This window comes from Pseudomonas sp. 20-5 (genome assembly GCF_056782835.1).
The window spans coordinates 5,331,693-5,349,107 of the sequence record NZ_CM165584.1 but is presented as its reverse complement, the minus strand read 5'-3'; the positions used below and the strand labels follow the sequence as shown (position 1 = coordinate 5,349,107).

The 17,415-nt window shown below is 66.5% G+C and carries 18 protein-coding genes; 8 read left to right on the top strand and 10 right to left on the bottom strand.

Features of this window, described 5'->3' with window-relative positions:
• Positions 1–362: 362 nt before the first annotated feature.
• The gene (locus AC1RB9_RS24705) at positions 363–839 is read left to right on the top strand and encodes a SecDF P1 head subdomain-containing protein (protein WP_003100175.1); all 477 of its coding nucleotides are present in this window, start codon (positions 363–365) and stop codon (positions 837–839) included.
• A gap of 21 nt (positions 840–860) precedes the next feature.
• Here AC1RB9_RS24705 and ypfJ read toward each other — a convergent pair whose 3' ends face one another.
• Both ypfJ and AC1RB9_RS24695 read right to left on the bottom strand, forming a co-directional pair.
• On the bottom strand, positions 861–1,754 hold the full coding sequence (gene ypfJ / locus AC1RB9_RS24700; protein WP_003095112.1) for a KPN_02809 family neutral zinc metallopeptidase: 894 nt from the start codon (positions 1,752–1,754) through the stop codon (positions 861–863).
• 67 nt (positions 1,755–1,821) lie between these two features.
• A complete protein-coding gene (locus AC1RB9_RS24695; RefSeq protein WP_003161370.1) occupies positions 1,822–2,676 on the bottom strand; it encodes a PhzF family phenazine biosynthesis protein in 855 nt (284 codons plus the stop codon).
• Positions 2,677–2,845: 169 nt separating this feature from the next.
• On the opposite strand from AC1RB9_RS24695, the gene alaC reads away from it, so the two are divergent.
• A complete protein-coding gene (gene alaC / locus AC1RB9_RS24690) occupies positions 2,846–4,081 on the top strand; it encodes an alanine transaminase (protein ID WP_003100170.1) in 1,236 nt (411 codons plus the stop codon).
• Between the two features lie 58 nt (positions 4,082–4,139).
• Here the strand turns inward: alaC and AC1RB9_RS24685 are convergent, their stop codons facing one another.
• Positions 4,140–4,589, bottom strand: coding sequence for a DUF411 domain-containing protein (locus AC1RB9_RS24685; RefSeq protein WP_003100168.1), 450 nt, complete (start codon positions 4,587–4,589; stop codon positions 4,140–4,142).
• Between the two features lie 249 nt (positions 4,590–4,838).
• Here AC1RB9_RS24685 and AC1RB9_RS24680 point away from each other — a divergent pair, with 249 nt between their 5' ends.
• A complete protein-coding gene (locus AC1RB9_RS24680; protein WP_003095105.1) occupies positions 4,839–5,288 on the top strand; it encodes a DUF4345 family protein in 450 nt (149 codons plus the stop codon).
• Between the two features lie 3 nt (positions 5,289–5,291).
• Here AC1RB9_RS24680 and AC1RB9_RS24675 read toward each other — a convergent pair whose 3' ends face one another.
• The 3 genes from AC1RB9_RS24675 to phuR form a co-directional block, all read right to left on the bottom strand.
• Positions 5,292–5,804 carry a DUF4136 domain-containing protein gene (locus AC1RB9_RS24675; protein ID WP_003095104.1) on the bottom strand — a complete coding sequence of 171 codons (513 nt, stop codon included), beginning with the start codon at positions 5,802–5,804 and terminating at the stop codon, positions 5,292–5,294.
• Between the two features lie 80 nt (positions 5,805–5,884).
• Complete coding sequence (locus tag AC1RB9_RS24670; RefSeq protein WP_003121065.1) at positions 5,885–6,232, bottom strand: Rieske (2Fe-2S) protein; 348 nt, start codon at positions 6,230–6,232, stop codon at positions 5,885–5,887.
• A gap of 102 nt (positions 6,233–6,334) precedes the next feature.
• The gene (phuR, locus tag AC1RB9_RS24665) at positions 6,335–8,629 is read right to left on the bottom strand and encodes a heme/hemoglobin uptake receptor PhuR (protein ID WP_003457149.1); all 2,295 of its coding nucleotides are present in this window, start codon (positions 8,627–8,629) and stop codon (positions 6,335–6,337) included.
• Between the two features lie 179 nt (positions 8,630–8,808).
• Between phuR and AC1RB9_RS24660 the strand changes: the two genes are divergently transcribed.
• From AC1RB9_RS24660 to AC1RB9_RS24640, 5 genes are read left to right on the top strand one after another with little or no spacing between them, the layout of a single operon-like run.
• On the top strand, positions 8,809–9,873 hold the full coding sequence (locus AC1RB9_RS24660; RefSeq protein ID WP_003457146.1) for a hemin-degrading factor: 1,065 nt from the start codon (positions 8,809–8,811) through the stop codon (positions 9,871–9,873).
• 9 nt (positions 9,874–9,882) lie between these two features.
• Entirely contained in the window at positions 9,883–10,776 is an 894-nt protein-coding gene (locus AC1RB9_RS24655) for a hemin ABC transporter substrate-binding protein (RefSeq protein ID WP_003095100.1), read from the top strand.
• Positions 10,777–10,826: 50 nt separating this feature from the next.
• On the top strand, positions 10,827–11,810 hold the full coding sequence (locus tag AC1RB9_RS24650) for a FecCD family ABC transporter permease (RefSeq protein ID WP_003121063.1): 984 nt from the start codon (positions 10,827–10,829) through the stop codon (positions 11,808–11,810).
• Positions 11,810–12,577, top strand: a complete 768-nt coding sequence (locus tag AC1RB9_RS24645; protein ID WP_003457143.1) for a heme ABC transporter ATP-binding protein — start codon at positions 11,810–11,812, stop codon at positions 12,575–12,577. Before AC1RB9_RS24650 ends, AC1RB9_RS24645 begins: the two co-directional genes overlap by 1 nt.
• Before the next feature lie 10 nt (positions 12,578–12,587).
• Complete coding sequence (locus AC1RB9_RS24640) at positions 12,588–13,475, top strand: ChaN family lipoprotein (RefSeq protein WP_003457140.1); 888 nt, start codon at positions 12,588–12,590, stop codon at positions 13,473–13,475.
• Positions 13,476–13,938: 463 nt separating this feature from the next.
• Here the strand turns inward: AC1RB9_RS24640 and cbpA are convergent, their stop codons facing one another.
• The 4 genes from cbpA to AC1RB9_RS24620 form a co-directional block, all read right to left on the bottom strand.
• Entirely contained in the window at positions 13,939–14,736 is a 798-nt protein-coding gene (gene cbpA, locus AC1RB9_RS24635) for a cAMP-binding protein CbpA (RefSeq protein WP_003457138.1), read from the bottom strand.
• 104 nt (positions 14,737–14,840) lie between these two features.
• Entirely contained in the window at positions 14,841–15,113 is a 273-nt protein-coding gene (locus tag AC1RB9_RS24630; protein ID WP_003095094.1) for a TfoX/Sxy family protein, read from the bottom strand.
• 225 nt (positions 15,114–15,338) lie between these two features.
• On the bottom strand, positions 15,339–15,686 hold the full coding sequence (locus AC1RB9_RS24625; protein ID WP_003095090.1) for a pentapeptide repeat-containing protein: 348 nt from the start codon (positions 15,684–15,686) through the stop codon (positions 15,339–15,341).
• Between the two features lie 91 nt (positions 15,687–15,777).
• Complete coding sequence (locus tag AC1RB9_RS24620) at positions 15,778–17,340, bottom strand: bifunctional aminoglycoside phosphotransferase/ATP-binding protein (protein ID WP_003457136.1); 1,563 nt, start codon at positions 17,338–17,340, stop codon at positions 15,778–15,780.
• Between the last annotated feature and the right edge of the window lie 75 nt (positions 17,341–17,415).

Genomic DNA, 17,415 nt, shown 5'->3' with positions numbered 1-17,415 from the left:
GTGGCCGGCCGTGGAGCCGGCCGCCGACCAGGGAAAACCGAATTTCCGCGTGGCGGGCGTTGCATCGCTGTCTCGTCGGCGCGGTACCGCGAACGATCCCGGCAGACGGCTGAGTCCCGAAAATGCGCGAGCCGCATGAAACGACCCACGCACGCCAGGGGCCTCGCGGCGGCCTGCGTGGGGTTCATACGGCTCGAAAAGGCGCGCATCATACCAGTTCGCGGGAGATGGGTGAATTTCCGCCAGTCTAGTCGATCGTCGCTTCGCGGAAGGGCCTGCTCGCCCGCCCGGCGCGGGCGGCGTTAACATAGGCGTTGGCGTCCGGACGGACGCTCCGCCCAGGTTTTCTGCAGTACCTCATCATGAAACGCTCGAAACTCGCACTCCTTCCGCTGGGCCTGGCGCTGCTGCTGGCCGCCTGCGCCAGCGATCCGCTGCCGATCCCGCAGCACAGCTTCGGGGTCTATGCCACCGCCAGCACGCCTTCCGCGGCGTTCCGCACCCTGGCCGACCCGCAGGGCAAGGCCATGCTGGTGGCGCTGAAGCCCAGCCTGACCCAGGCTGACGTACTCCGCGCCGAGGTCCTGTACGACCAGAACGGTCGACCCGGCGTCGAAGTCACCTTCACCGAACCGGCCGCCCGCCGCCTGGCCGCGCTGACCGGCGAGGCCCGGGGGCGCACTCTCGCGGTACTGGTGGACGGGCGCCTGCGCCTGGCGCCGCGGGTGCGCGAGCCGATCCGCAACGGCAAGGTCTATCTCGACGGGTTGGCTTCGGTCTACGAGGCCAGGGAACTGGCCGATCAGTTGAATGCGCTGGGAAGCCAGCCGGGGCGCTAAGCGCCCGGCTGGCGGCGAGGCTCAGAGCGTCTGGGCCTTGAAGGTATCGCAACTGGCCGGCGAGCCGCTCTCGAAGCCGGTCTTGAACCAGCGCATGCGTTGCGCCGAGGAGCCATGGGTGAAGGAATCCGGCACCACCATGCCGCGGCCCTGGCGTTGCAGGCGATCGTCGCCGATGGCGTTGGCGGCGTTCAGGGCTTCCTCGATGTCGCCCGGCTCCAGCCAGTTCAGCCGCTGCTGTGCACGGTTGGCCCAGACCCCGGCGAAGCAGTCCGCCTGCAGTTCCTGGCGTACCGACAGGCCGTTGGCGCCCTCCATGCGCGCGCCGCGCTGGCGGGCTGCGTTGATCTTGGCCGAGATGCCCATCAGGTTCTGCACGTGGTGGCCGACCTCGTGGGCGATCACATAGGCCTGGGCGAAGTCGCCGGCGGCGGAGAAGCGCTGTTCCATCTCGCGGAAGAACTCCAGGTCGAGGTAGACCCGGCGGTCGGCCGGACAGTAGAACGGCCCGGTGGCCGACGAGGCGAAGCCGCAGGCGGAATTCACCCCATTGCTGAACAGCACCAGCTTGGGCTGTTGGTATTGTGCCTGGCCGCTGGCGAAGATCTGTTCCCAGGTGTCCTCGGTGTCGCCGAGGATCGAGCGGACGAACTCGCTCTGCTCGTCGTTGGCCGCCGGGGCCCGACCGCCGGCCTGCTGCTGGGTGGCCGGCGCCGGGCTGTCCATCTGGCCGAGCAGCGACCCGAGGATCTGCATCGGATCCTGGCCCATCAGCAGGCCGACCACCACCACGATGGCCACCCCACCCAGGCTGAGGCCCTTGCCGCCGATGCGCATGCCGCCACCGCCGCCTGCGCCTCCTTCGCCCCGGGCATCAATCACGTTGTCACTGCGTCGTCCTTTGCGCCAGAGCATGGCGGTTCTCCTGTACGTTTCGCTTCTTCAGTGTTGTCGTCGTCCGCCGCCAGCGCCACCCCGACCGTCAGGCCGAGGTCAGCAGCTCGGCGCGGGCGAGCAGTTGGACGTGGCCGCCGACCCTGACGCCGCCGTCTGTCGCGACCTGGACGTCGAGCCGGCTCGGCCGGTCGAGGAAGCGTCCCTGGTGCAGGACGAAGGGTTCGCCGCGCGCGGCAAGCCCGTATTCCACCAGGTAGGCGGCGACCGGACCGGCAGCGCTGCCGGTAGCCACGTCTTCCACCAGCCCCAGGTTGTCCCAGGTGCGGCCCTCGCGCCCGTCGACGTCGAGCAGATAGACAAACGCCGCGCCGAGTTTATCCAGGGCTTCTTGCAAATCGTTGACCTGACGGGCTCGACCCAGTGCCTCGGCGGTCACCGGCAGGAGCAGGTAGGGCAGGCCGGTGCTCACCACCCGCGGCGGATGCCCGGACAGGTCGTTGGCCGATAGCGAGAAGGCTTCGGCGAACCAGCGGCAGGTCCCGGCGTCCGGGGTGGCGCCGAATTCGGCGCGGCCCTGGTCCATCTCGGCGTAGAAACCGCTGCCCGCCCGCACGCTGCGCAGGGCCACCGACTTGCTGGCCAGGTGCAGCGTCCAGTGCTGTTCGTTGTCGCCGCCGCGCAGGTGATGGAGCAGGGCGGCGGCGCCGAGCAGCGGGTGGCCGGCGAACGGCAGTTCTTCCTCCAGGGTGAAGATCCGTGCGCGGAAGGCCCGTGGGTCGTCGCCCGGCAGCAGGAAGATCGACTCGAACTGGCGCAGTTCGCGGGTCCAGGCCTGCATGGCGGCGTCATCGAGGGCGCTGGCGTCGTCGAATACGGCCAGGCCGTTGCCGGTGAGCGGACGCTCGGCGAACACATCGAGTTGCCAGTAGCGTCGGGACATGGGCCTTTTCCTGTGAAATGGAATGAAAAACGCGAGGGGGGACTCGACAAGCAGCCTATCGGCCTTTATGTTCGCCGACAAGAAAGCGCCTGGCTGGCGCTTTCCAGGCCGCCGCAGCGGCCGGCGTCGCTCGGACGGTTCCGGGCGCTTACGTTACTCCGAGGACAGCATGGCTGAATCACGCCCTGCGCGCCGTTTCGCGCGCATCGACCGCCTTCCCCCCTACGTTTTCAATATCACCGCCGAACTGAAGATGGCCGCTCGTCGCCGTGGCGAGGACATCATCGACCTGAGCATGGGCAATCCCGACGGGCCGACCCCGCCGCATATCGTCGAGAAGCTCTGCACCGTCGCCCAGCGCGAAGACACCCATGGCTACTCCACCTCGCGTGGCATCCCGCGCCTGCGCCGGGCCATCTCGCACTGGTACCGTGACCGCTACGACGTGCAGATCGACCCGGAAAGCGAAGCCATCGTCACCATCGGCTCCAAGGAAGGCCTCGCGCACCTGATGCTGGCGACCCTCGACCATGGCGACACCATCCTCGTGCCCAACCCGAGCTATCCGATCCACATCTACGGTGCGGTGATCGCCGGCGCTCAGGTGCGCTCGGTGCCGCTGGTGCCGGGCATCGATTTCTTCAACGAGCTGGAACGGGCGATCCGCGAATCGATTCCCAAGCCGCGCATGATGATTCTCGGCTTCCCCTCCAACCCTACCGCGCAGTGCGTCGAGCTGGACTTCTTCGAGCGCGTGGTGGCGCTGGCCAAGCAGTACGACGTGATGGTCGTGCACGACCTGGCCTATGCAGACATCGTCTACGACGGCTGGAAAGCGCCGTCAATCATGCAGGTACCGGGTGCCAAGGATATCGCCGTGGAGTTCTTCACCCTGTCGAAGAGCTACAACATGGCCGGCTGGCGGATCGGCTTCATGGTCGGCAATCCCGAGCTGGTCTCGGCCCTGGCGCGGATCAAGAGCTACCACGACTACGGCACCTTCACGCCCCTGCAGGTGGCGGCCATTGCCGCTCTGGAAGGCGACCAGCAGTGCGTCCGCGATATCGCCCGGCAGTACCAGCAGCGCCGCGACGTCCTGGTGAAGGGGCTGCGCGAGGCCGGCTGGATGGTGGAGAACCCGAAGGCCTCGATGTACGTCTGGGCGAAGATCCCCGAGCCCTATGCGCACCTGGGCTCGCTGGAGTTCGCCAAGAAGCTGTTGCAGGACGCCAAGGTCTCGGTGTCGCCGGGGATCGGCTTCGGCGACTACGGCGACGATCATGTGCGTTTCGCCCTGATCGAGAACCGCGACCGCCTGCGCCAGGCGGTGCGCGGGATCAAGGCGATGTTCCGCGCCGACGGGCTGCTGTCGCCGCAGAGGAAGGTCGATAGCCTGGCGGAGTGATCCTCACGTCCTGCTACAAGGAAAAACGCCGTTTTCCCTGGGGAAAACGGCGTTTTCGTTAGCGTCCCGGGTACTCCACCAGTACCGAGGCCTGGCCGCTCCTGGTCAGGCCGACGACCTGGTAGGCGTCCTGGCGGTCGCCCATTTCCATGCCCGGCGAGCCGACCGGCATGCCCGGTACGGCGGCGCCGACCAGGTCGGCGCGTTCGCGCAGCTTGAGGATGTCGGCTGCCGGCACGTGGCCTTCGACGAACTTGCCGTCGATCACTCCGGTATGACAGGAGCCCACGCTGTAGGGCACGCCGAGACGGCTCTTGACTGCGCTCATGTCTGCTTCCACATGGTCGGTGACCTTGAAACCGTTGGCTTCGAGGTGCTTGATCCAGTCCTTGCAGCAGCCGCAGTTGGCGTCGCGGTGGACGTCGATGGCCAGCGGTTCGGCGGCCTGGACCAGGGAACCGTGGAGCAGGGTGGCGGCCAGGACGGCCAGGGGTGCGAAGCGGCGCATGGGATTCTCCTTGCTGCGAGCGAATGCCGGGAGCATACCGCTGGCACCCGCCGCCACCCAGCCGGTGAGCTGTATCCACTTGTGACGAAGCGATGCGCTGCCCGCCGCGCCGGGTTGCCGTTGGGCAGGGACGGATTGTCGCAGCGAACTCGTCGGCGCGGTTTGGGTCTGCTGTCCTTAGGGTTGCCGGGGCGTTCGCCGCCGGTGTCGAACTGACCGCTGGGGGCAACAGGCCCGAGGAGAAAGGGGATGCTCTTCGCCCGTTTGGTTTTGCTGGTTCAGGCGCTGGTATGGGGCGCGCTGGGAGTGCTGTACTGGGTGCGTCCCTACGAGATGGCCAATCTCAGTGGCATGCTGCTGATGGAGCCTTCGGCGGTCAGCGATGCGCGGGTGTTCTATGGCGGCCATCAGTTCGCCCTGGCGTTGTTCCTGCTGTTCGCCCTGCGCCGGGCTTCGCTGGTGCAGCCGGCGTTGATCCTGGTAGTGCTGCTGCAATCGATCCTGACCCTGTCGCGGCTATTGATTGCCTGGATCGAGGGCGGGATGGAGGCCGACGGCAACCTGTTCGGCCTGCTGTTCCGCGGCGCAATGGCTGCCCTGGGGATCGCCGCCCTGTGGTGGCTGCAACGGCGGCCGCCCCGGCTGTCGGCACCCGGCGAGAGCGCCGAGCGTCGCGAGGACGACTTCGACGGCCTGTGACATTCAAGGTTGACTGCGACTCGGGAAGTCCTTCAGCAACTGCGCGACGCCGCGGTCGAACGCTTCCTGGGTCAGCGCCGGATCGTGCAGTTGGCGGCTCAGCACGCTTTCCAGAAGGACCCTGCCGTTGCTTTCGTCAAGGATGCGCAGCGCCAGCCTGGCCTCGGTGTCTTCGGTCAGTTGGGTCTGGGTGAAGACGCCATCCTGGGTGATCACCGGGCGCATTTCCAGGCCCGGCTGGCGTTGCAGGCCGAGGGCGTAGATCACCCGCAGGTCGCCGTGTTCCGCCTGGTAGCGATAGCCCTTGGCCTCCAGGGCGCGGCGCACGGCCGTATCGAAACGCTCCTCGAAGTCGATGCGGTGCCCCTCGGCGCGTACCGCCTGGATGAAGAAAGTCCGGTAATCCGCCGCTGTTACGCCAGGGGCGAGCCGTACGGGGCCCGGTTCATTGCGGCAGGCATAGAGCAGCAGGCCGAACAGGAGCAGCAGGACGAAGCGCAGGCTGAATCGGCGCATGGCGCGTTCCTTCCTCTTTTTTATCTTTGTGCCGCAAGCCTAGCCGTTGCCTCGCGGCTTGCCGCCCATCCCCCGTTGGGTCAGTCGTCCAGCTCCACCCAGAGGCCTTCGGCGTCTTCCCGGCAGGGCAGGGCGCGCAAGCGCTCGCCAGCGCAGGGGCCGGCGACGCACTCGCCGGACTCGATGAGGAACAGCGCGCCGTGGCTGGCGCAACGGATCAGGCTGGCGCTGTCGTCGAGGAAGGCATCGGGCTGCCACTCCAACGGGATGCCGCGATGCGGGCAGCGGTTCAGGTAGATGTAGGCGCGGCCGTCGCGACGCACCGCGAACAGCCGCCGCTCATCGACGAGGAAGCCGCGGCTGTTGCCTTCGGCGAGATGGGAAGAGGGACACAGGTGGATCATGGGCGCTCCGTTTGCCGGGATCATTATCCCTGATCCGGAGGACGGCTTTCACCTGTGGCATGGAAAGCGCCCGGCATGGCCAGGCGCTGGGTATGGGGGCACTTCCGTGTGCGAAGGGGTAACGGGTCAGATGTCCCAGACCAGGTTGACCGCGAAATTGCGGCCTGGCTGGGACAGTCGGTCGATGTTGGCCGGGGCCAGCGCCGAAGCCTCGCCGACGCTGTCGTAGCCGCGCACGTCATCCCACAGCCAGTATTTCTTGTCGGTCAGGTTGTAGAGACCGGCGTTGAGGGTCAGGTCCTTGCTCAGCCTGTAGTAGGCGTTGAGGTCGAGGACGCCGAAGCCCGGGGTCTTGAACTGGCTGGCGGTGCCATCCGGGGTGTGGAAGGTGCTGTCGTCGACGCGATCCTTGCGTTTGACCAGGGTCCAGCTGAGCAGCCCGCCGTAGTTGCCGTCTGCTTCGTCGTAGCCCAGGCCGAACACTCCGGTGAGTGGGTTGACGCTGTTGATCGGCTCGCCGTTGTCCTTGTTGCGACCGTAGGCGTAGGCCACGCTGCCCTGGGTGTAGAGTCCCTGCGGCGCGCCGAAGGCGCCCAGCTCCAGGCGGCCCTTGAGCTCGACGCCCTTGATCACCGCCCGCTCGATGTTGTTGGACTGGAAGGTCTGGCCGTTGCCGCCGGTGCTATCGGTATTCAGGGCGTCTTCGTCGATGAAGTCGCGATATTTGTTGTAGAACACCGCTACGCCGAAGCTGCCTTCGTCGAACTTGCCGCGCAACCCGGTCTCGAAGCTCTGGCTCTTTTCCGGCTTGAGGTTGGGGTTAGGCTCGATGTGGTAGCCCGCCTGCAGGTTCTCGAATCGACCGTACAGCGCCTTGGCGGTGGGCGTGCGGAAGCCCTGGGCGTATTGGCCGTACCAGGTGTAGTGCTGGGCGAAGTCGTAGGTCACGCCGAACTTGGGCGAAACCCGGTGCCATTTCTTGTCCGACTCGTCGACCGCGGTGTTCTGGCTCTGCTTCATGGTGCGCAGGAACTCGTCGGTGATGTGCGGCTCCATGCGCGTGTAGTCGTAACGCAGGCCGGGAGTGAAGGTCCAGTCGTTCCAGCTGATGCTGTCCTGGGCGAACAGGGCGTAGGTCTTCACCGTCGGATCGGGAAAGTCGCTGCTGCGTTCCAGGGCATCGCGCGGGCTGTCCGCGCCGGTGTCCAGGTTGGTGCCGGTGCCGCTGCGCATGCCGGTGACCTTCTGGTGCTTGAGATTGATCCCGTAGCTCAGCAGGTGCTCGGTCTCGCCGATGGCGAAGCTCTTGTCCAACTGGCTGTCGAAGACCCACAGGCGTTCCTTGTAGGTAGTGTCGCGGGTGCGCAGGACCTTGCGGGTGATCGGGTAGTAGAACTCGCGGGTCGCCTGGTCGGTCTTCGCCAACTGGTAGTTCAGGCTCCACTGGATGCGATCGGCGACCGGGCTGTCGAGCAGGAAATGGTGCTCCAGGCCGTAGCGCTCGCGAGTCAGGGTGTCGTTGCCCTTGCGCCACTGGTACATGCCGCCCGGCAGCATGCTCGGCGGGATGGCCGGCTTGCCCTTGTCGTACGGGCCGCCATAGGCGCTCTTCTGGTCGGTATCGACGTCGCTCTTGTACTTCTCGAAGACCAGCCCGAAGCGGCTGCCCTCGGCGTAGTTCCAGCCCAGCTTGCCGAGCAGGCTGTAGCTGTCGGCGTCTTCCGGGTTGGCTTCGCTGCGCGAGAGCCCGGTGCCGCCGTGGCCGCCGTTGGATTCGGTCTCGTGGCCCTGGCGGTAGCCATAATGCAGCAGGCCGTCGAAGTCGTCGGCGCGGCCGGCGACGGTGGCCGAGGTCAACCAGGAGTGGCTGGCCGACTCGTAGCCGGCCTTCAGCCGGGCGCCGACGTCCTTGCCGTCCTTGATGATGTCCGACGGGTCGAGGGTGAAGTAGCTCACCGCGCCGCCGATGGCGTTGCTGCCGTACAGCGCCGAGGCCGGGCCGCGAAGGATTTCCACGCGCTTTACGATGTCCGGATCGACGTAGTTGCGGTGGGTCTGCGCGTAGGGGCCGCTGAAGAAGTCGTTGGGCAGTTCGACCCCGTCGATCTGCGTAAGGATGCGGTTCCCGTCGATGCCGCGGATGTTGTAGCCGGTGATCCCGGCACGCTGGCCGGCGCCGCCGACCGAGACTCCCGGTTCGTAGCGCACCAGTTCCTTGATGTTGTTGACGTTCTGCCGGTCCAGTTGTTCGCGGGTCTGCACGCTGACGGTGCTTGGCACCGAATCCACTGCCTGCTCGGTACGGGTGGCGGTGATGGTGGTCGGGGTCAGCGGGACGGCGTTCCCCGCCAGGGCCAGGGAAGGGCTGAGCAACAGCAGGGCCAGGCAGGGGCGCAGGGCGAAGGGCGGGGAGAGCGGCATGTGGGACTCCTTGGGGCGGGCCGGTGGCGAATAGCCAGGGGGACGTCGGGCGCACAAGGTACTGCCAGAAAAACGCTAATGCAAATAATTATCAAATGGATTCAGATATGCGTTTTGTGGCAAAGTTCACCTGTTTTGCGCGTAGCGCGACCGAACCGGATATGCCCGAGGAACCGTCGATGAGCAGCACTCCCAGCCTTTCCCATTCCCCTGCCGAGCTTTACCGCGCCTGGCAGGACCTGCGCGCCGAGCGACCGCAGCTACGCGCGCGCGACGCCGCCGCGCTGTTGCAGGTCAGCGAAGGCGAGCTGGTCGCCAGCCGGGTCGGCATCGATGCCGTGCGCCTGCGGCAGGACTGGGCCGCCTTGCTGCCGGCGCTCGGCGAACTGGGGCCGATCATGGCGCTGACCCGCAACGAGCATTGCGTCCACGAACGCAAGGGGCCGTATCGCGAAGTGACGGTCTCTGCCAATGGGCAGATGGGCCTGGTGGTCTCGCCGGATATCGACCTGCGCCTGTTCCTGGGGGGGTGGAACGCCGTCTTCGCCATTGCCGAGGAGACAGCGCGGGGTACCCAGCGCAGCATCCAGGTGTTCGACCAGCAGGGCGTGGCGGTGCACAAGGTGTTCCTTACCGAGGCCAGCGACGTCCGCGCCTGGGAACCGCTGGTCGAGCGCCTGCGGGCTGCCGAGCAGGATGCCGTGCTGGCCCTGCGCGAACCCCGCGCGCCGGCTGCGGCGCTCGTCGATGCGCAGATCGATGCCGCCGCCTTGCGCGAAGGCTGGGCCGCGTTGAAGGACACCCATCATTTCCACGCCCTGCTGAAGAAGCATGGCGCGCAGCGCACCCAGGCGCTGCGCCTGGCTGGCGGCGAATGGGCCGAGCGCCTGGACAATGGCGACCTGGCGAAACTCTTCGAAGCGGCGGCCGAAAGCGGGTTGCCGATCATGGTGTTCGTCGGCAACGCCCACTGCATCCAGATCCATACCGGGCCTGTGTGCAACCTGAAGTGGCTGGACGACTGGTTCAACGTGCTCGATCCGGAATTCAACCTGCACCTGAAGACCACCGGCATCGCCGAGCTTTGGCGGGTGCGCAAGCCGAGCACCGATGGCATCGTAACCAGTTGGGAGGCCTTCGACGCCGACGGCGAACTGATCGTGCAACTGTTCGGCGCGCGCAAGCCCGGCGAGCCCGAGCGCGACGACTGGCGCGAACTGGCCGAATCCTTCAAGGCGCTCTGAGGAGAGATCATGCGTATCGATCGACTATTCAACGGGTTGGCGCTGGGCATCCTGCTCGGCACCGGCATGGCCCAGGCCGCCGAGCTGCCGCAACGCTGGGTGAGCGCGGGCGGCTCGCTGAGCGAATGGGTAGTGGCGCTGGGCGGCGAGAGCAAGCTGGTCGGGGTGGACACCACCAGCCAGCATCCGCAGGCGCTGAAACAGCTGCCGAGCGTCGGCTACCAGCGCCAACTGGCTGCCGAGGGCGTGCTGGCGTTGCGTCCGGATATCCTCATCGGCACCGAGGAAATGGGGCCTCCGCCGGTACTCAAGCAGCTCGAAGGCGCCGGCGTGCGGGTCGAGACCCTCTCCGCCAAGCCGGATCTGGAGGCACTGGAAAGCAACCTGAAGAAGCTCGGCGACTGGCTCGGCGTGCCCCAGCGTGCCGAGGCCGCCGAACTTGACTATCGTCAGCGGCTGCGGCGCCAGGCGGACTGGATCGCGGCCGCGCAGAAGAGTCAGCCGGCCCCGGGCGTCCTGCTGGTGATCGGCAACGCCGGCGGTCAGTTGCTGGTAGCCGGGCGCAATACCGGCGGCGATTGGGTCCTGAACCGAGCCGGAGCACGCAACCTGGCTACCCATGAGGGTTACAAGCCGATCTCGGTGGAAGCCCTGGCAGCGCTCGATCCGGTCGCGGTGGTGATCGCCGACCGCAGCCTCGAAGGTGATGCGGCGCGTGCCGCGCTGCTCAAGCAGAACCCCGGCCTCGCCGCGACCCGCGCGGCGCGTGACGGACGTCTGCTGGTGCTTGACCCGACGCTCCTGGTGGGCGGCCTCGGTCCGCGCCTGCCGGATGGCCTGGCGGCTCTCTCCGCAGCCTTTTATCCTTCCGCGAAACCGCTGAGTACGGAAGCCGCCCATTGAAATCGGTTGTTCGCCCCCGCGCACTGTTCGGTGCGCTGGGGATTTCGCTCGTGTTGGTCCTCTGGTTGTCCCTCGCCCTCGGTCCCGTCAGCCTGCCGCTGGGCGATACCCTGCGCGCCGCGCTGCGCCTGGCCGGGCTGCCGCTCGATGGAACGGGCCTGGCCCAGGCGGAAATGATCCTCGGCCAGATCCGCCTGCCGCGGACCCTGCTCGGCCTGGCCGTGGGCGCGGTGCTGGCGCTGTCCGGGGTGGCGATGCAGGGCCTGTTCCGCAACCCGCTGGCCGATCCAGGGCTGGTCGGGGTGTCCAGCGGCGCGGCCCTCGGCGCGGCGCTGGCCATCGTATTCGGCGCCTCGCTGGGTGGCTTGCCGGCGTTCCTCGCGCCCTACCTGCTGTCGCTGTGCGCCTTCGGCGGCGGCCTGGGGGTGACCTGGCTGGTCTATCGACTTGGCCGCCGCGATGGCCAGACCAGCGTGGCCACCATGTTGCTGGCAGGGATCGCCTTGACCGCGCTGTCCGGCGCGGTGATCGGACTGTTTACCTATCTCGCCGATGACGCCACCTTGCGTACCCTGACCTTCTGGAACCTGGGCAGCCTGAACGGCGCCAGCTACCCACGACTCTGGCCGCTGCTGCTGGTGGCGCTGCTGGTGGCCTGCTGGCTACCGCGCCGGGCAGATGCGCTGAACGCACTGCTGCTCGGCGAGTCCGAGGCCCGTCACCTGGGCTTCGACGTCGAGCGATTGAAGGCCGAACTGGTGCTTTGCACTGCCCTCGGCGTTGGCGCCGCAGTGGCGGCGGCGGGGATGATCGGCTTCATCGGCCTGGTGGTGCCGCACCTGATCCGTCTGGTTGCCGGTCCGGATCATCGGACGTTGCTGCCGGCCTCGATGATGGCCGGCGCCATTCTCCTGCTGCTTGCCGACCTGCTGGCGCGCCTGGCGCTGGCTCCGGCGGAGTTGCCGATCGGCATCGTCACGGCACTGATCGGCGCGCCGTTCTTCCTTTATCTGCTATTGCGGGGGCGGGCCTGATGCTGCGCGTGGAGAACCTGTCCATCCGCCGTGGCGGAAAGACTGTACTGGAAGGCCTCGAGCTGGAGCTGCGGCCTGGCGAGATGCTCGGCGTACTCGGCCCCAACGGCGCTGGCAAGAGCACCTTGCTTGGCGCTCTCTGTGGCGAACTGGAGCCGGCCGAAGGGCAGGTGCTGCTCGACGAGCGCGGTCTCGACGACTGGCCGGGCGTCGCTCGCGCGCAGCGCCTGGCGGTGCTGCCGCAGAGTTCGTCGCTGGGCTTCGCCTTTCCGGTGGAGGCGGTGGTCGGCTTCGGTCGGCTGCCCCATTCCAGCGGCCGCGAGCGCGATGTGCAGATCGTCGCCGAGGCCTTGGCGGCGGCCGACGCCAGCCATCTGGCCGGGCGCAGCTACCTGGCGCTGTCCGGCGGCGAACGCCAGCGCGTGCACCTGGCGCGGGTGTTGGCGCAGCTGTGGCCGGGCGAGCCGGGGCAGGTGCTGCTGCTCGATGAACCGACCTCGGCGCTCGACCCGCTGCATCAGCACACTACCCTGCAGGCGGTGCATGATTTCGCCCGCCGCGGTGCCTCGGTGCTGGTGATCCTCCACGATCTCAACCTGGCCGCGCGCTATTGCGACCGCCTGCTGCTGTTGCAGAATGGTCGCCCGCACCTGCTCGGTACGCCCGAGGAAGTCCTGCGCCCCGAGCCGTTGCGCGCGGTGTTCGGCCTCGAGGTCCTGGTCCAGCGTCATCCCGAGCGAGGTCATCCGCTGATCGTCGCCCGTTGAAGGAGTCGCCATGCGCATTCGCCTGTTCGCTTTCTGTCTGCTGCTGGGCGGCTGCCAGTCCCAACTGCCGCCGCTGCCTGATTGGCAGAGCGCGGAAGGGCGCGACGATCCGCAGACGGGACGAATCGTCGAATTGCGCAGCGGCGTGACGCTGAGCCCGCAGCAACTGGTCGCACGCCTGGCGGCCGCGCCGCGAGTGATCGTCGGCGAGAAGCACGACAATCCCGATCATCATGCCGTGGAGCTGTGGCTGGCGCAGGCCCTGGGCGAATACCGGGCGCAGGGCAGCCTGCTGCTGGAAATGCTCGATCCCGGCCAGCAACCACGGGTGGATGCGGTCCGCGCACAACTCGGGAACGGCAAGCCGGTGGCGAACCTGGAGGAGGCCCTGGACTGGCAGAAAGGTTGGGACTGGACGCAGTACGGACCCCTGGTGTCCTGGGCGGTTGCGCAACCCGCGCCGTTGCTGGCGGCGAACCTCCAGCGGAGCGAGATCATGCGCATCTACAGGGAGCGACCGCCGCTTCCCGGAACGGCCTCCAGGCGTGACAGCGTGCGCCTGCCGCTGCTTGCGCAGATTCGCGAATCCCACTGCGGCATGCTTCCCGACGATCAATTGCCGGCGATGCTCGCCGTCCAGCAGCAACGCGACCGCCGCATGGCCGAGCGTTTTCGCGATGCGCCACTGCCGGCGATGCTCGTCGCCGGCAGCTTCCACGCCCGACGCGACCTCGGCGTACCGGTCCACCTGCGCGACCTTGGTGCGGAGAAGGGTGCGCAGGTACTGATGCTGGTCGAGGCCGGGCAGGCGGTAACGACGCGTGAGGCCGACTACGCCTGGTACACGCCGGCACAGCCGGACAAGGACTATTGCGCGGAGATGAAGAAGGCACGTTGAAGGAAGGGCGCGAGGCCTGGAGCCGTGTATCGCGCTACGTTTTCGCGGGCAAAAAAAGACCCGGCAAAGTGCCGGGTCGAAACCGTGATTAGCCTGATGAGGAGATAATCTGAAGAGTCCGACTGCTTGGTCTCTCAGCTTACCTGCTGGCCTCGCGACCAGTTGTTGTAATAATAACTATTCTCATTATCAGGTCAAGCCGGTTCTCATTCATTCCATCGCCAGCCGATGAACGGTCGTCTCCGGCCGAATCGCAGGCAAAAAAAGACCCGGCAAAGTGCCGGGTCAAAAACCGTGATTAGCCTGATGAGGAGATAATCTGAAGAGTCCGACTGCGTGGGTCTCTCAGCTTACCGGCTGATCTCGCGACCAGTTGAGTGACATAATAATGATTCTCATTTCCATGTCAAACGCTTTCGCCAAACTTTTCTGCTAGCTAGTCGCGAGCCCTCTGGAATGGGCCTCAGGCGCTGCGGCGCAGGCGCAGCTGGGTCACTTCCCGGTTAAGCAGGTCTATCCGCCGGGCCATGCCTTCGATCAGGCTATGGGCGATTCGCGGGTTGTTCTGCATAAGGCCGAGGAACTGCTCCTTGGGAATCACCATCACCGTGCAGGGTTCGCTGGCGACCACCGTGGCGCTGCGTTTCTCGCGAGTGAACACGGCCATGGCGCCGAAGATCTCGTCCTTCTGCACATCGCCGACTTTCTGGCCGTCCACCAGCGCTTCGGCATGCCCCTCGATGATGATGAACACATGATCCGCATCGTCGCCCTGGCGGATCAGCGCCTCGCCCGCGGCGAAGTGGCGGAAGCCGGTGGCCGGGTGGACTTCCGGCTGCTTCAGGTGCGCCAGCGCATCGCCGAGCAGGGCAGTCTGTCCGATCAGGTACTGCAATAGCAGTTCCTGACGTTCCTGGTCAGCATGGATGTGCTGGAGCAGCGCATCGCGCGAATAGGGCAGCAGGCGGATCGGTTCTTCGTTGGCATGCCGGCAGGCGGGGAGCTCGAGTCCGCGTCGAAGGCCGAGGAGGTCGCCTTCCTGGAGGTAGAACAGTGGGCGTTCGTCGACCAGCGCATGCAGCAGGCCACTTTCCACCAGGAATACCTGGTCGGCGGGCAGCTCGCGTTCCAGGTCGTCGCTACGTTCCAGTTCCAGGGCGGGGCCGCTGGGTGCCAGGCCTTCGAGCAAGCGGTGAGGGATCCCCTGCAGGCGATTGATCAATTGGTCGGCATAAGCCGGTTGCTCGCCGAGTAGATACATGGCCATTTCCTTGAGCTGCCTGGTCGGGAGAGGAGGTACGAACGTCCACGAGACGATAGGTGGGCGCCCGGGGGGAGTAAATATCTTCCCGTGGCAGGTGTGAGCTAGCTCTTGTTTCGCACGGGGAAAGTCTCCAGCTCGCCGAGCAGTGCGGCCTTGTGGTCTGGGGACAGCTCGTTCCAGTGAACGTCGAGGAGTGCGCCTTCGATGGCATAGAGCAAGACTTTCGAGGCTCGGAAGCCGCGCGCGCGGACCGCGCGATAGGCTCCCACCGAGCCGAGCCGACGCAGATCGGTGGCGCTGTGGATACCCACGGCATGCAACCATTGGGTCGAGGTTTTCCCGAGGTTTTTCAGGTTCAGCAGTTCGTCGTTCATCGTCGGTCCTTGCGATGCCGCTCAGAAGCGTGATGGCGCGGAACTGCCTGGAACCGGTCCGGAGCCGACAGGGCCGGCGCGATGGAGCGAGATGGCCGACGCGAGCGGCCTTCGCCCTTACGATCCGGCGTAGGCGGTCCGGGACCGATCCTCAGCCGGCCGGGTACCTGCCAGAAGTGTAGCGGCCTCCCGGCAAAACGTGGCCTGGCGTGGTCCTTCCGCTTCTCAGGGCTCCGGCAGGTAGCGCAGGCGGGTGCCGAAGTTCACCGACATGCGGATCTCGTCCGGCGCCAGGCGCAACGGGAAATACGTACCGGATATCTGCGCATGGGCCAGGCTGGCGCCCTCCAGGCGCGCCTCGCGCAGATCCACGCCGCGCAGGTCGGCGCCGCGGAAATAGGCATCGCTGAAGTCGACGCGGGCGGCATCCAGCAGACGCAGGTCGAGGCCGCGGAAGTCGCCGCCGGCCAGGTCGATCCAGCCGTCGGCCGGCTTCTGTCGGTTGAAGCCTTCGATGTCTTCGGCGTGGAGCAGTTGGTAGAGCGGCGAGTCGAGCTGACGGGGCGAGTTCATGGGCGGCGTCCTGTGCAGAAGGCTCGCCGTGAGTATAGAAGAGCAGCGGCACGGCGCCCGCCCTGGAGGGGCGGGCGCCATGGCAGTTCGTTCAGAGACCGGGCAGGCGCTGGCGAATGCCGTCGACCAGCCCGTCGAGGCTGGCCGCGTCGTGGGTGTCTACGCGCTTGCTCTGGACTGTCTCCGCCGCTGTCAGCGGCTCGCGGGTAGCCTGCTGGGTGCGGATCACGTCGAGAGTCGCGTCGGACGGATCCTTGCCTTCCGCCTGGCGTTGCGCAAGCCAGCCGGCGATCACCGCTTCGGGCGCCTGGCAGTCGAGGATCAGGAACGGCACGCCGGTTTCTTCCGCGATGTGGCAAGCGGCCTGGCGCTGATTCTGCTTCAGGTAGGCGGCATCGATCACCACCGGATAGCCGGCCTGGAGGATCTTCGCGGCCAACTGGTGAAGGTGCGCATAGGTCGCTTCGCTGGCCTGGCTGCTATAGATGCCGGCGGCGAACTGGCCCCTGTCGTGTTCCGGCTGCTCGCCGAACAGACGCTTGCGTTCGATATCCGAGCGCAGGCGCACGGCGCCCAGAGCCTCCACCAGACGCATGGCCACCTGGCTCTTGCCGACCGCGGAGACACCATGGGTGACCGCCAGGAAGCGCGAGGGAATGGCGCTGTAGCTTTCCGCCAGGTTGGCGTAGTTGCGGTACTGGCGCAGGGTCGCGGCGCGCTGCACGGCATCGGTCTGGTAGCCGAGGCTGAACAGCGCGACCTTGGCGCGGACCATGGCGCGGTAGGCCTTGTAGAAGTTCAGCAGTTCCAGGGCCTGGTAGTCGCCGGTGTGTTCCAGATAGAGGCTGACGAAGCGTCGAGCGTGGCACTTCAGGCCGCGATCTTCCAGGTCCATCGCGAGGAAGGCGAAGTCGGCGCAGACATCGGTGAAGCGGAACGGTTCGTTGAATTCGATGCAGTCGAACAGCACTACCCTGCCGTCGATCAGCGCGGCGTTGCCCAGGTGGATGTCGCCGTGGCATTCGCGGATGAAGCCCTTCGCCTTGCGCTCCTGGAGCACCGGCAGCAGGCGTTCGAAGCTGCTTTCCGCCCAGGCTTCGAGGGCATCCAGCTGTTGCAGGTCGGCCTTGTCCTTGAGCAGCGGGCGAACCTGCTCGAAATTCTGCCGCACCGGCGCCATGCAGGACTCGGCGGTGCCCAGCGGGTGCTCCAGCGGCACCTTCGGAGTGTTCTGGTGGAAGTGCGCGATCTGCTCGGCCAGTTCGTCGATATGCTGGTTGGACAGTTCGCCGCGGCCCTGGATTGCCGCCAGCAGGTTGTCCTGCGGGAACTGGCGCATCTTCAGCAGGTATTCGATTGCCTCGCCGTCGCCGCCGATCCGCGGCGTCTCTTCGCTGCCGGTGATCGGCAGGACCTCCAGGTAGAGATCGTCGGTGAGGCGCTGGTTCAGGCGCAGCTCTTCGTTGCAATAGAAACGGCGCTTGTCCAGGCTGGTGAAATCGAGAAAGCCGAAATCCATCGGCTTCTTGATCTTGTAGGCGTAGGGACCGGTCAACAGGACCCAGGAGATATGCGTCTCGATGACCTCGAAGCGCTCCACCGGGTGGGGGTAGAGGGCCGGGTTCTGCAGGGCGGCGATCAGGGTCTGGCTCACGGGATATCCTTGCCTCTGAAATATGCGAAAACCCGCATTATGGCGGGAAGGGGTGACAGTGCAAACCTCGCTGGC

Coding starts and splice junctions, on each gene's coding strand:
- AC1RB9_RS24655 (WP_003095100.1), top strand. CDS start 9,883: ATGCGTATCGATCGACTATTCAACGGGTTGGCGCTGGGCATCCTGCTC.
- AC1RB9_RS24675 (WP_003095104.1), bottom strand. CDS start 5,804: ATGCGCCGATTCAGCCTGCGCTTCGTCCTGCTGCTCCTGTTCGGCCTG.
- cbpA (WP_003457138.1), bottom strand. CDS start 14,736: ATGTATCTACTCGGCGAGCAACCGGCTTATGCCGACCAATTGATCAAT.
- AC1RB9_RS24645 (WP_003457143.1), top strand. CDS start 11,810: ATGCTGCGCGTGGAGAACCTGTCCATCCGCCGTGGCGGAAAGACTGTA.
- phuR (WP_003457149.1), bottom strand. CDS start 8,629: ATGCCGCTCTCCCCGCCCTTCGCCCTGCGCCCCTGCCTGGCCCTGCTG.
- AC1RB9_RS24685 (WP_003100168.1), bottom strand. CDS start 4,589: ATGCGCCGCTTCGCACCCCTGGCCGTCCTGGCCGCCACCCTGCTCCAC.
- alaC (WP_003100170.1), top strand. CDS start 2,846: ATGGCTGAATCACGCCCTGCGCGCCGTTTCGCGCGCATCGACCGCCTT.
- AC1RB9_RS24640 (WP_003457140.1), top strand. CDS start 12,588: ATGCGCATTCGCCTGTTCGCTTTCTGTCTGCTGCTGGGCGGCTGCCAG.
- AC1RB9_RS24670 (WP_003121065.1), bottom strand. CDS start 6,232: ATGATCCCGGCAAACGGAGCGCCCATGATCCACCTGTGTCCCTCTTCC.
- ypfJ (WP_003095112.1), bottom strand. CDS start 1,754: ATGCTCTGGCGCAAAGGACGACGCAGTGACAACGTGATTGATGCCCGG.
- AC1RB9_RS24625 (WP_003095090.1), bottom strand. CDS start 15,686: ATGAACTCGCCCCGTCAGCTCGACTCGCCGCTCTACCAACTGCTCCAC.
- AC1RB9_RS24660 (WP_003457146.1), top strand. CDS start 8,809: ATGAGCAGCACTCCCAGCCTTTCCCATTCCCCTGCCGAGCTTTACCGC.
- AC1RB9_RS24705 (WP_003100175.1), top strand. CDS start 363: ATGAAACGCTCGAAACTCGCACTCCTTCCGCTGGGCCTGGCGCTGCTG.
- AC1RB9_RS24630 (WP_003095094.1), bottom strand. CDS start 15,113: ATGAACGACGAACTGCTGAACCTGAAAAACCTCGGGAAAACCTCGACC.
- AC1RB9_RS24680 (WP_003095105.1), top strand. CDS start 4,839: ATGCTCTTCGCCCGTTTGGTTTTGCTGGTTCAGGCGCTGGTATGGGGC.
- AC1RB9_RS24695 (WP_003161370.1), bottom strand. CDS start 2,676: ATGTCCCGACGCTACTGGCAACTCGATGTGTTCGCCGAGCGTCCGCTC.